The 12,570-nt window shown below is 32.1% G+C and carries 11 protein-coding genes; 6 read left to right on the top strand and 5 right to left on the bottom strand.

The features are described from left to right. Window positions 1-106: 106 nt before the first annotated feature. The 6 genes from lolA (at window position 107) to LS72_RS07800 (ending at window position 6,416) form a co-directional block, all read left to right on the top strand. On the top strand, window positions 107-625 hold the full coding sequence (lolA, locus tag LS72_RS07825; RefSeq protein ID WP_052087198.1) for a LolA-like outer membrane lipoprotein chaperone: 519 nt from the start codon (window positions 107-109) through the stop codon (window positions 623-625). Between the two features lie 175 nt (window positions 626-800). Beyond that, window positions 801-2,084 carry a citrate synthase gene (locus tag LS72_RS07820; RefSeq protein WP_034552149.1) on the top strand — a complete coding sequence of 428 codons (1,284 nt, stop codon included), beginning with the start codon at window positions 801-803 and terminating at the stop codon, window positions 2,082-2,084. A 95-nt stretch (window positions 2,085-2,179) separates the two neighbouring features. Then, window positions 2,180-3,526 (top strand): class II 3-deoxy-7-phosphoheptulonate synthase, encoded by a 1,347-nt coding sequence (locus tag LS72_RS07815; protein WP_034552146.1) that lies wholly within the window; start codon window positions 2,180-2,182, stop codon window positions 3,524-3,526. Between the two features lie 154 nt (window positions 3,527-3,680). Beyond that, complete coding sequence (hsrA, locus tag LS72_RS07810; RefSeq protein WP_034552145.1) at window positions 3,681-4,352, top strand: homeostatic response regulator transcription factor HsrA; 672 nt, start codon at window positions 3,681-3,683, stop codon at window positions 4,350-4,352. A gap of 59 nt (window positions 4,353-4,411) precedes the next feature. Further along, a complete protein-coding gene (locus LS72_RS07805) occupies window positions 4,412-5,632 on the top strand; it encodes a sensor histidine kinase (RefSeq protein WP_238700773.1) in 1,221 nt (406 codons plus the stop codon). A 31-nt stretch (window positions 5,633-5,663) separates the two neighbouring features. Beyond that, entirely contained in the window at window positions 5,664-6,416 is a 753-nt protein-coding gene (locus LS72_RS07800; RefSeq protein ID WP_034552139.1) for a hypothetical protein, read from the top strand. 4 nt (window positions 6,417-6,420) lie between these two features. Here LS72_RS07800 and LS72_RS07795 read toward each other — a convergent pair whose 3' ends face one another. From LS72_RS07795 to LS72_RS07775, 5 genes are all read right to left on the bottom strand, one after another. Continuing rightward, the gene (locus LS72_RS07795) at window positions 6,421-7,485 is read right to left on the bottom strand and encodes a tyrosine-type recombinase/integrase (RefSeq protein ID WP_034552136.1); all 1,065 of its coding nucleotides are present in this window, start codon (window positions 7,483-7,485) and stop codon (window positions 6,421-6,423) included. A 221-nt stretch (window positions 7,486-7,706) separates the two neighbouring features. Continuing rightward, a complete protein-coding gene (locus LS72_RS07790; RefSeq protein ID WP_034552134.1) occupies window positions 7,707-8,531 on the bottom strand; it encodes an ABC transporter substrate-binding protein in 825 nt (274 codons plus the stop codon). A 31-nt stretch (window positions 8,532-8,562) separates the two neighbouring features. Continuing rightward, a complete protein-coding gene (locus tag LS72_RS07785; RefSeq protein ID WP_034552132.1) occupies window positions 8,563-9,330 on the bottom strand; it encodes an ABC transporter ATP-binding protein in 768 nt (255 codons plus the stop codon). Then, the gene (locus LS72_RS07780) at window positions 9,327-10,304 is read right to left on the bottom strand and encodes a FecCD family ABC transporter permease (protein ID WP_034552130.1); all 978 of its coding nucleotides are present in this window, start codon (window positions 10,302-10,304) and stop codon (window positions 9,327-9,329) included. Before LS72_RS07780 ends, LS72_RS07785 begins: the two co-directional genes overlap by 4 nt. Next, window positions 10,294-12,450, bottom strand: coding sequence for a TonB-dependent receptor (locus LS72_RS07775; RefSeq protein WP_138155244.1), 2,157 nt, complete (start codon window positions 12,448-12,450; stop codon window positions 10,294-10,296). The genes LS72_RS07780 and LS72_RS07775 overlap by 11 nt, the downstream gene beginning before the upstream one ends. Window positions 12,451-12,570 lie beyond the last annotated feature (120 nt).

The following is a 12,570-nucleotide window of genomic DNA, read 5'->3' as shown; positions in this document are numbered from 1 at the left end:
TTCTTTCTCGAATTTAAAATATGGGGATATTAAAAGCAAGATTTTATCATAATTGCGATACTAGTTAGCTAAAATGCTAAAAATAATCAAAATTGAGGAAAATTTAATGAAGAAAATAATTGTATCTTTATGTTTTTTGAAAATCTTATCGTCTGCGGTAGAATTAAATGAGATTCAAAGCTTTGAAGCACAATTTATCCAAACACTTACTTCCCAAAATGAACAGATTCTTTATGAGGGAGAAATTTATATTCAAGCTCCAAGTAATGCTTTATGGAGATATACTAAACCAATCCCTAAAGATATTTATATCCAAGAGAGCATAAGCATCATTTATGAACCAAAACTCCAACAAGCCATTATTACAAATATCCAAGAAAATCTTAATATTTTATCCCTCATACAACAAGCAAAAAAAATTGATAAAAATACCTATGAAGCTAAGGTTGCAGGAGTAATTTATACAATTTTAGTTCAAGATGGTATCCCTAAGGAAATCACTTTTATAGATGCTTTAGAAAACAAAATACATATTGTTTTTAAAAATATAAAACTTAATACATTAAAAAATGAAAATATTTTTGATTTCAATCCTGGCAGTGATATAGATATTATCTATAATTAATGTGTAAAAATAGTAAATCATTCTTTAACTATTTAAGTAAAGATAAATTTTATTTGACTTTTTTTTTAAAATTCCGTAAAATCAAAAGGCATAAGCACCAAAGATAGAGGTAAGAAACTTAGGGTTTATAACCTACAACTTACTGATTAACATACAATAACTTTAAGGAATTAAAATGGGAACAATAACACTAATTAATAATGAAACAGGTGAAAAATTTGACTTTGAGCTTATTGAATGCACAAGGGGACCCAAAGCAGTTAATTTTAGTAAATTATTTGAAAAAACCAATATTTTTTCTTATGATCCCGGTTATAGCTCTACTGCAGGCTGTGAATCAACTATTAGTTATATAGATGGCAAAAATGGTCAATTACTTTATAGAGGACTACCTATTGAAGAATTAGTAGAAAAATATAAATTTACTGATGTTGCCAAATTATTAATTACAGGAGAATTGCCAAAAGATGATATTCAATCCCAAGAGTTTGATTTAGAACTTAGACACCGCTCTTTTTTACACGAGGGATTAATCAATATCTTTAGCGCCTTTCCAGATGGTGGGCATCCTATGGCAAATCTTAGTTCCGCAGTATCTGCGTTATCTACTTTCTACTTTGACCATAAAGAAATGGGTGATGAAGATGATTACCAAACTATGGCAAGAAGAATCATCGCCAAAATCACAACTTTAGTCGCTTCTTCTTATCGTAATTCTGTTGGTATTCCCTTTGTTTATCCAGATGTTAGTCGTAGTTATGTAGAAAACTTCCTTTATATGTTAAGGGCATATCCTAATGGAAGATTGAAATATTCTTTATCCGGAGAAGAAGAGATTTTACCCCTTGAAGTGGAAGCATTAGATAAAATCTTTACCCTACACGCAGACCACGGACAAAATGCTTCTACTACAACGGTTAGGAATGTAGCTTCAACAGGAGTTCATCCTTATACAGCTATTTCAGCAGGTATTAATGCTTTATGGGGACCATCACATGGAGGTGCCAATGAAAAAGTACTAGATCAATTAAGAGAAATAGGGGATGTTAAAAATGTGGATAAATTTATCGCAAGGGTGAAAGACAAAAGTGATCCTTTCCGACTAATGGGATTTGGACATCGCGTTTATAAGAGTTATGATCCTAGAGCTAAAGCAATTAAAGGCTTGAAAGATGAATTAGCTAAAAAGGGGATTAAAATGAATGATCGTTTCAGTGAAATTGCAGAAAAACTTGAGGAAGTAGCTTTAAATGATGATTATTTCAAAGAAAGAAATCTTTATCCCAATGTAGATTTTTATAGTGGCATTATCCTAACAGCTCTAAGAATCCCTGTGTCACTTTTTACCCCCATTTTTGTAATTGGTAGAATGCCTGGTTGGTGTGCACAAGTTATGGAACATATCAAAACTCCAAATATTAGAATTACTCGCCCAAGACAGGTTTATTTAGGCAAATAATACTATTACTAATTTACTAAGTAGAACCCCTTACTTAGTCCTTTTTAATCTTTTTTAACTACAATTACATTTACAATATATATAGAGGAAATTTTATGCAAGAGTGGAATCTAAAAAGTTGGAGAAAAAAAGTTGCCTTACAACAACCAATTTATAATGACATAAAACTATTAAAAGAAGTTGAAGAAGAATTAAGTAAATTCCCCCCCCTAGTATTTGCAGGTGAGGCGAGGGCTTTAAAGAAACATTTAGCTAAAGTCTCTAGGGGTGAAGCCTTTTTGTTGCAAGGTGGAGATTGTGCAGAAAGTTTTGCGGATTTTAATACCATCAAGATTCGTGATTTATTTAAAGTTATTTTACAAATGGCGGTAGTTTTAACTTATGCAGGTGCTTCTCCTGTGGTAAAAGTTGGACGACTTGCTGGACAATTTGCTAAACCAAGAAGTAATGATACAGAAACCATTGACGGTGTTACATTACCTAGCTATCGAGGGGATATTATTAATGGAATGGCTTTTGAAGCTAAAGCTAGAGAGGCTGACCCTAAAAGAATATTGCAAGCCTATCATCAATGTGCTGCTACCTTAAATCTCATTCGTGCATTCGCACAAGGTGGATTAGCCAATTTAAACAAAGTACAAAAATGGAATCTTGATTTTGCACACGGAGCTTCTACGGATAGATACCTACAAATGACAGATAAAATCAATCAAGCTCTAGCTTTTATGGAAGCCTGTGGTATTAATACTACTAATACACCTACCTTGCGTGAGACAGAATTTTATACTTCTCACGAAGCTTTGTTGCTAAATTATGAAGAATCCCTTACAAGACAAGATCATCTTACTGGGCAATGGTATGATTGCTCTGCACATATGCTTTGGATTGGTGAAAGAACGCGTAATTTAGAGGGTGCTCATTTAGAATTTTTACGCGGTGTAGATAATCCTTTAGGGGTAAAAATAGGACCTAATGCAACAAAAGAGGATATTTTAGGCATTTGTGAGATTTTAAACCCAAATAACGAGGCGGGGAGATTAAACTTCATTATTCGTATGGGGGCTACAACCATTAAAGAAAAATTACCTAAACTCTTAGAATCTATTAAAAATGAGGGCAGGGAGATACTTTGGAGTATTGACCCTATGCACGGAAATACTATTAAAGCAGGGAGTGGGTATAAAACACGCAATTTTGACAGCATTTTAGAGGAAGTTAAAAGTTTTTTTGAGATTCATAGAAGCATCGGAACTTATGCAGGTGGTGTGCATTTAGAGATGACAGGTGAAGATGTAACAGAATGTGTAGGAGGTATGCAAGCCATTACAGAAGAAAATTTAGGCTGTAACTATAATACACAATGCGATCCTCGATTAAATGCTAATCAAGCAATTGAATTATCTTTCTTAATTGCCGATATTTTAAAAAATCGCCAAATATAATCAAGATAAAAGTTTAAAAAAGTCAATGAGAGATACTTAAAAAATTAGATTTATTTTTATCCTTAAATTTAATTTTTTATAAAACTTTTTTTAAAATTAGCTAAATTTATGCTATAATGGCAGCGGTATCAAATTTGTAAAGCAAGGATATTTAATGCGTATCTTAATTATTGAAGATGAAATTAGTCTTAATAAAACAATTACTGAAGGACTAAATGAGTTTAATTATCAAACAGATGTAGCAGAAAATCTCAAAGATGGTGAATATTATATTAGCATTCGTAATTATGACTTAGTATTAGTTGATTGGATGTTACCAGATGGAAGTGGATTAGAAATTATTCAACAAGTCAAAAGTAAATCCCCTAGAACCCCTATTATAATAATTTCTGCACGAGATGATGCAGAGAGTGAAATAGAGGCTTTAAAAGGTGGTGCGGATGATTTTTTAGCCAAGCCTTTTGATTTTGGTGTTTTGGTCGCGAGAATTGAAGCGAGATTGCGATTTGGAGGAACAAATCTAATTGAAATTGAAGATTTAATCATTAATCCAGATGAAGAAAAAATTACTTATAGAGGGCAAGAAATAGAACTTAAAGGAAAGCCCTTTGAAGTTTTAACACATCTTGCAAGACATAGAGAACAAATTGTATCAAAAGAGCAATTATTAGATGCTATTTGGGAAGAACCAGAGCTTGTAACTCCTAATGTTATCGAAGTCGCTATCAATCAGATTCGTCAAAAAATGGATAAACCTTTAGATATTTCTACCATAGAAACTGTAAGACGCAGAGGTTATAGATTTTGTTATCCAAAAGGAGTATAAGAGGAGATTATACAAAGCAAATTATAATCTCTTTTGTTGCTTTTTTAACGATATTTTCTTTGTTGCTTTATTCCTATCTTTATTATGCAACCTATACAAGCGTTAAACACAATATTTATAAATACATTGACCATATTTTGCAAAACAATATTCATTATAAAGCAGGAAAAATTTTTTATATTCAAGATTTAAATCCACTAACCAATGAAAAGCTAAAAATAGAAGTCTTTGATGAGAAAATACCAAAAAATCTTTATGAAAGCATTCAATCTCATCAGAGTTATTACTATTCCATCTCTACACCTTATTTACACAATAAAACCCTAAAGATTACCCAAAACATAACCAAAGAAGTAACTTTTTTAAATACCTTATTAGAAGGAATCATTGTTGTATTTTTTTTCTGTCTCATCTTAATTCAGCTTTTTGCTTTAGCTTTTTCTAATATTCTCTATAAACCTATTCAAAAATTATCAACAACTCTAAGTAAGCTTAAAGAGTATGATTTAGAATTAATTGATGAGAGGGTATTGCCCTTAGAATTTAACCCTCTTGTAACCTCTATCAATAATCTTTTGCAAAGAATTAAAAATTACTTTAACACACAAAAGCAGTTATTTATCGGTATAGCCCACGAACTAAAAACACCTCTAGCTGTTATTAAAACTAAATGCGAAGTAACACTCATTAAAGAGCGTGAAAAAGAGATTTATATTAATGCTTTAAAGGAAAACATTCATAGCATCAATGAAATTAATACTATTGTTAAAACTTTATTAGGATTAGGTCGCCAAGAGAGTGCGCAATTTGAAAAATCTATCCATCTTGATATAACCAAAGCCCTAAGGAATATCGCAGAAAATTTTAAAATCTTAAGCCAAAAAGAAAAGAAAAATTTTACCTATAAACTGCAAACTCAAGGACTTTTCTTAATGATTAAACCAACACTCCTAACCCAAGTTATACAAAACTTTTTACAAAATGCTTTTAAATTTACCCCAGAGGGTAAAAATATATTTCTCCAAAGCCTTATTGTCGATAATGAGATTTTAAAGATTGTTGTAATTGATGAAGGATGTGGTGTAGATTCAGAGTTAGAAGATATTTATGCACCCTTTAAAAGAGCCGGGAATAAAAGTGGGGCAGGGCTAGGACTATTTTTAGCCAAAAATGCGGCTACAAATCTTGGTGGATCTATTTCTTTGCAAAACCGAATGGACAAAAAAGGTGCCATTGCAACTTTTGAATTAAAGATTCCAAAGTGGAATAATAATTGCTAATTTTTGTTTAATTTTAAGATAAGGAAATTTTATGCTTAAACTAGCCTTGCAAGGGTTATTAATTGCTCTATATAGTGTTTCCTCCTATGCTCTCCCAAAGGTAGATTTTAAGAATTCTTGTGTCCCCCTAGAGCAATTTTCCCCTTCCCAAAAAGAGGTTTTACTCCACGCTTATTTAGCTGGAGAAGCAGAAGGATTTGGTTATACTTTAGCAGCCATAGCTTGGAAAGAATCTTGTGCTGGAGTTTATAAAATGAATTTTCAAGACCCAAGTGCAGGAAATTTTCACGCTTATATTCCAGGAGTTATTAAACGTTATCCCGAACTCAAGCAAAATGGATTTACTCAAAATATGGTTGGAGCTATGTTAGTAGATGATGATGATTTTGCTGCAAAAATTGCTATTACAGAGCTAAAATTTTGGTATAAAGAACACAAGGGGAATTGGAAAAATATTATCAAATCCTACAACAAGGGTTATACTTGGCAAAAAAACTCTCAATCTAACACTCAAGCAGAGTTTTATTATACAGATATTGCTAACAAAATTAAACAACTTCAAGGCTACTTTCAAACACCCCAAATGCAAAGTATTGCTTTAAATCTTTCTAAAAAATCTAAGAAAAATGATCAACCTTTCTACGCCCTCAAAGAAAAGCCCAACAAAGAAGATAAAAAAGAGATTTTTTCTTTACCAATCTACCAAAGAGCTAATGAATTTGCAGCTCCACTTATCAAAAAACCAACTATTTTTAAAGAATTTGACTTAATAGACATTGATTAAATTATTATTCTATAATCTCTGTTGTAGCCCTTAATTTTTGTTTATCAAAATGTGTATAAATCCTTGAAGTATCTAAACTTGCGTGTCCTAAGGCTTCTTGCACCAATACTAAATCTTGAGATTTTTGGTAGAGTAGGGTGGCAAAGGAATGCCTTAACATATGTGCGCCATTTTTTTCTTTGCGAATCCCATTAGTTATTAAGACTTGCTCTACAATCCTACTAACATAAGCTTGAGTAAGCTTTTTGCCTTTATGATTACAAAAAAGTAAATCATCTTCAATTTCAAGCGGTCGAGATTCTACCCAAGCTGAAAAATCTGAAGCTATATTTTTTGCTTTAACCATAACGACACGTGGTTTATTGCCTTTACCCCGAACTTGTATAATATAAAGTTCCTTATCAAGCATAATATCTTTAACCTTAAGGTTTAAGGCTTCTCCAACGCGTATCCCTGTGTAAATAATAATTTTTAATAAAAGTCTATTCCTAGCACCCAAATTCATATGCTTAAAAGGAAAAGAATCAATCCCATCTAAAAACCTTTTTACTTCCTCTTCATTCATATAAGAGGGAAGCTTTTGTCCGCTTTTACCGCGTAATCCTCCCCAATTCTTTAATTCAATACGAAAAATATAAGAAGAGCCATCTTCTTCCTCATTTTGCTTATCTACAAAGCCAAAGAAGTTAATTAACGCGATTCGATAGTTTTTTTTAGTCGCATCCGATAACGCACTTGTATGGATAGTTAAAAATTCTTTTAGCATTTCTTCATCAACTTCCTTTAAAGAAGCAAATCCCAAATAAGTTAAATACTCATACAATTTTAGAAGTGGATTTACATAAGTATTAATGCCAATTAATCCCGCATTTCTACATTGTTTGCAAACTTCTTGCAAGGTTTCTATATTTTCAACCCCTTTACGCAATATATTAAGACTCGTGATAATTTCCTTTTTATTATTGACTTGATGATTAGAGAGGCTATTAAGTTTGCTATAAATAAATCTCTCAATCCAAAATAATAGATTCATCGCAAAATCATCTTTAAAATCTATAGGATAACGCATAAGCTTCCTTTTTCTTAACCTTTTTCTTAAAAATTTATTAAAGTTTAAATACAGCCATAATTAATAAGTTGTGATTATAGCAAAAAAAATATTATTTTGTATTGAAAACTATAATTTTCAAACTTTTTTATTTAAAGAGTGCCTTTACATTAATGATTTACCCATAAGTATCAAAGATTTCCCTCTCCTCTTTTAGATTGGCTATGTTGCCAATCTTTTAATCATCTTTTAGAATTTTGGGTTATTTTTGTTTTAAACTCTGCGATTCTATCTGTGATTTTTGGGCTTAGTCGCAGTAAAATATAGGTATTAGAATTAAAGAAAATGGCAGAATTTTTAAATGCTGGAGTATTTTTTAAAAGAGGATTAGCTTCTTTAAACTTTTCAACATTCCCTATTCCAACTCCAAGGATTAAAATATCAGGCTTTGCTTTTGCCATAAATTCACTAGAGATAATAAATCTCTCAATCTCACTTTTAGGGCTTAGATTGCTAATTCCAATGAGATTTAAAATATCAGCCATTAAAGAGTTATCCGAAAAAGCCATTAAGGGATTACTAGAATAGAGATAAAACGCACTTTTTCTAATGGGGTTTTCTCTTAGTTTTTCTAATTCTTGATTAAAGTTTTTAAGTAAACTTTCCCCCTCCTTTTCTTTATGAACTAATTGAGATAATGTTTGAATATTGCTTTGAATATCCTCTAGCCTATCAGCCTTTAAATACAAGCTTTTTATCCCAAACTTTTTAAGCTCGTTTTCTAAATTTAAAGAATAAGAGCTTAGTATTACTAGAGTTGGCTTAAGTTGAACGATTTTCTCTAAAGAAGGATTAGAAAAAGTCCCAACAGAAGTAATTTTACTTGTTTTCTCCTGTGGATAAATACTAGAATGTTGCAAATTAGCAATTCCTACAATTTTATCCCCACTCTCTAGCATAAAAAGCGTTTCGATACTCGCTGGGTCAAGCACAACTAATCTTAACTCTTCTGTATTAGCAAAAACAAGTCCAACAAAAGCACACCATAAAAAAATTATCTTTTTCATTCTTTTCCTTTTATTTCAATCTCTACCCCAATTACTTGATTGCTAAAATATAGGGTTTGTCCTCTTGCATAAGCACTTTACAATTTAAATCATAAATTTCTTTTAATCTCTCTTCTGTAAAGAGTTCATTAACTTTTCCATCATAACAAATTTTGCCCTCTTTGATAAAAAGAATACGCGAACAAAACATAGACGCTAAATTCAAATCGTGCAAAATCGCTACAACTGCTATATTACGCTCTTTAATTAGGGATTCACACAAATTTAAGAGTTCAATAGCATAATTTAAATCAAGTGCAGAAGTTGGTTCATCTAAAAACAAGATTTTTGGATTTTTTAGAATCGCTCTTGCTAAAAGCACCCTTTGAAATTCACCACCGCTTAAAGAAAGCACATTTCTTTCTAAAAAGTCTTCAAATTTTAAACTCTTAGCTAACTTCACCGCTTCATCCTTGTCTTTTTGGCTATAACCGCTAAAGCTATGCTTAAGCCCTACATATTTACTCATTAGCAAAACATCAAGCACTTTAAGCGGTGTTTTAAGTTGTGAGCTTTGTGGAACATAGCCTGAAATTCTAGCAAACTCCTTTAAGCTAAAGTCTTTTAAATCTTTACCTAAGACACAAATTTCCCCACTCTCATAATCTAAATTTTTCAACATATTTTTCATCAAGGTGCTTTTGCCACCACCATTAGGTCCTAAAATCCCTAGAAATTCCCCCTGCCCTACTTCAAAGCTTATGTTTTTAAGCAGAGATTTTTGGTAATAAGAAAAATGCAAATTTTTAACTTCTATCATAGCATACTCCTAGATTTCAGTGCTAAAAACAAAAAAATAGGTGCCCCAAAAAACGCAGTAAGGATTCCAATAGGTAAGATAACAGGGGCTAAAAGTGTCCTTGCAAGAGTATCACAAATAATCAAAAACAATCCACCTAAAAGTGTGCAAAGTGGAATCACAAGTGCATTATTATAATTTTTTATCGCTAAGCGGACAATATGAGGAATGATTAATCCTACAAAACCAATAAGCCCAGTAAATGCGACCGCAAAGGAGACAGCTAAACTAGAGACAACAAGTAATTTGATTTTAAGTCTAGTGGCATCAACACCTAAATTTCTAGCTTCATCATCACCACTTAAGAGAATATTAAGCTCATTTTTATGTTTATAAAAATAACAGATACAAAAAGTTAAAGGAATAAAAAGCAAAACTACCCTAAACCACGATGCAAAACCAATATTCCCCATAAGCCAAGTAACAATCTTAAAAGAATCTTCACCAATAAGATAGGTAAAAAACGAAGTAAAAGCACCTAAGAATGAAGAAGCTGCTATGCCTATAATGAGTAATGTAACTAAACTAGCCCTATTTGAAACCTTAAAGATCCCAAAAGAAAAAATAGACGCACAAATAAAGCCAACAATCCCAAAATAAACATCCCCTAAACCAACAAGATAAGCAAGAAAAGCCCCAAAAGTTGCCGCAGAAGCTATGCCTATGATATAAGGATCTGCTATGGGATTTGAAAATATTGTTTGTGTAATAGCTCCACTACTTGCAAGTAACATTCCAATAAGAATCGCCATTATAATACGCGGAAGTCTCCCCTCTAATATAATCATTCTTTGAATTTCATCTCCTCTTACAAGAAAGTTAAAAAGCTCAATGGGGCTTAGATTTTCATCACCTAAGCATAAACTAGCAAGGATAATAAAAAAATAAGCGACAAAAATAATAGTTGTAAAGATAAAGGGCTTTTTAGAATACATATTTAAGTTCTAAATAATAGTTTCTTCCACTACCCACCAAGTATTGATTATCTACCGAGTTTTGATAAGTATAATAGCTCTCATCAAAAAGATTATGAATACCGCCTAAAATTTGCCAATCCTTATAAGTATAGCTTGCACCTATATCTGTTAATAAATACTCCTTTATCCAGCCCATATTTGAAATTTTCCCAGTGTTTGTATCCTTTGGCAGAATCCTGCCACCATCTTTTGCCCTTGAATAATAACTCCAATCAGTGAATATTTGAAAATACTTATTTAAGGCATATTCAAGTGAAGCTGTGGCTTTTACCTTTGAAACATAAGGCACCCTCTTACCATCATTTACACCTTTTGAAACCTTTGCGTCTAAAAAGTTAAGGCTTTGCTTAAGTGTGAGTCCATTTGAAAAATTTTGGTGCAACGCAAGCTCTACACCTATGCGTCTTGTCTTGTCTATATTATAATACCTCCAAAAGGATCCCGTTGCAGAATGGGGATCTCCTGTATAAGAGATTTCATCCTTGCTTTGAGTATAAAAGGCTACTACATTTAAACCATAAAAATCCCACCAAAGGTCGTTTAAGCCCATCTCAAAGGTATTATACTTTTCAGAATTCAAATTAGCAGTATAGTAAGGGGGTAAGTTTGGGTTTGTCCTTGTATTGTTACGATTCATAAATTGTGCTGGAGCTGGGCTTACAAAGCCTCTTTCATATTTGAAGTATATTAAACCTGTATTAGAATATTGAAATTTAGGGGTAAGCTCAAAGGCAAAATTATGGGTATTTTTCTTATCCATACTAAAATTTGTGGTTGTATCAGTAGGAGTGCCATTAGGAGGAACACGCATAGCCATCTCACTACGATAAGTCCTATCCCCTCTATAAGTAGCATATTCATACCTCACTCCCCCTCTAAGAGAAAATTGCTCTGTAAATTGATGAGAATCTAAGACAAAAAGCGAATGGCTTTGCTTCTTCATATCCATAATAGTTGTCATTTTATGATATACAATAGGTCCTACATTGCCATAACTAACCCTACTATCTCTTTTTGCATCGTGATGTTCAAAATCATAACCAACAACGAAATAAGAATTATCCCTATAATGGTATTTATTCTTAAGCTTTAGTCCTGTTAAGGTATCTTTAAAAGAGCTTCCACTTTGGGTTAGATTATAACTAGTATTATTCTGTGTCTTTAAAGCTTGAATATTTTTTATATATTTTATAGTTTGACTTTGCCAAAAAGTATTAGCGTTAAACTCCCATTCATCACTAAAGTTATGGGCGAAATCAAGACTAATCTCTGGACGCGTGATTTTTTGCAAAACATCATCGGCTCCTGCTTGTGTTGGATTTGAATCCACTTGAGCTTTTGTTAAATAACCGGTGCTTGATTTTTTATTCCTAAAAAATCCATATCCAAGCACTAAATTTGAATTATTTTCAAAATCTAAATAAGCCTTAGAATTTACAAAAAACCCTTTTTCGTTACTTCCATTTTGAAAACCATCTTTATTAAAACCATTAATATCCGCAGAAACAGCAAAATTTTCGTTAATTTTTTTACTTAGATTAGTATTGAAGCTTCCACCCCAATGCCCAGCATCAAAAAATTGATTTTTCAAAGCCACACCTAAACTATCTTGCTTACTTTTTTTGGTAATGATATTAATCACTCCACCTCTAGTGCCATTTCCATAAAGCACCGCACCTCCTCCAGGGATTATCTCTATCCTTTCAATATTCTCTAAATTGATAACTTCAAGAGGCGTAACGCCGTGTGAATTATCTAGCACATTAATTTCTCTACCATCAACTAAAACTTTCACCGCAACATTTGCTTTGCTCCCCTGCCCCCTCATATCAATATTGCGTCCAAGCCCACTATTAACAAAGGAGATTCCCGGAACTCTTTCTAAGGCTTGTTCTAATGAAGAATAACCTTTTTTAGTTAATTCCTCTCCTTCAAGGACTAAAATATTCCCCACTTTTAAATCCACATTTTCTTCAAGCCCGGTAGAGGAAACAATTACATTAGGAATTTTATAATTCTCTTCAGCATTAACACTTAATGCCAAAGAATACACAATTAAGAAACCTAAAAAAGACTTTTGGTGCAAAAGGTTTTTACTATCCATATAAATACTCCATAAAAGATAAATTTAACATAATTATAATAATAAGAATGTATATTAAAATATAAAACGGATTGTAAGAAACCATTGATAAAAATCCACTTAAATTGATAAAAAACTTTT

It is taken from the genome of Helicobacter apodemus, assembly GCF_000765745.2.
Taxonomy (GTDB): domain Bacteria; phylum Campylobacterota; class Campylobacteria; order Campylobacterales; family Helicobacteraceae; genus Helicobacter_D; species Helicobacter_D apodemus.
Note: the sequence above shows the minus strand (reverse complement) of the source record. Positions and strands in the feature narration are given on the sequence as shown.

Coding starts and splice junctions, on each gene's coding strand:
- LS72_RS07785 (WP_034552132.1), bottom strand. CDS start 9,330: ATGATAGAAGTTAAAAATTTGCATTTTTCTTATTACCAAAAATCTCTG.
- hsrA (WP_034552145.1), top strand. CDS start 3,681: ATGCGTATCTTAATTATTGAAGATGAAATTAGTCTTAATAAAACAATT.
- LS72_RS07820 (WP_034552149.1), top strand. CDS start 801: ATGGGAACAATAACACTAATTAATAATGAAACAGGTGAAAAATTTGAC.
- LS72_RS07790 (WP_034552134.1), bottom strand. CDS start 8,531: ATGAAAAAGATAATTTTTTTATGGTGTGCTTTTGTTGGACTTGTTTTT.
- LS72_RS07780 (WP_034552130.1), bottom strand. CDS start 10,304: ATGTATTCTAAAAAGCCCTTTATCTTTACAACTATTATTTTTGTCGCT.
- lolA (WP_052087198.1), top strand. CDS start 107: ATGAAGAAAATAATTGTATCTTTATGTTTTTTGAAAATCTTATCGTCT.
- LS72_RS07815 (WP_034552146.1), top strand. CDS start 2,180: ATGCAAGAGTGGAATCTAAAAAGTTGGAGAAAAAAAGTTGCCTTACAA.
- LS72_RS07795 (WP_034552136.1), bottom strand. CDS start 7,485: ATGCGTTATCCTATAGATTTTAAAGATGATTTTGCGATGAATCTATTA.
- LS72_RS07800 (WP_034552139.1), top strand. CDS start 5,664: ATGCTTAAACTAGCCTTGCAAGGGTTATTAATTGCTCTATATAGTGTT.
- LS72_RS07775 (WP_138155244.1), bottom strand. CDS start 12,450: ATGGATAGTAAAAACCTTTTGCACCAAAAGTCTTTTTTAGGTTTCTTA.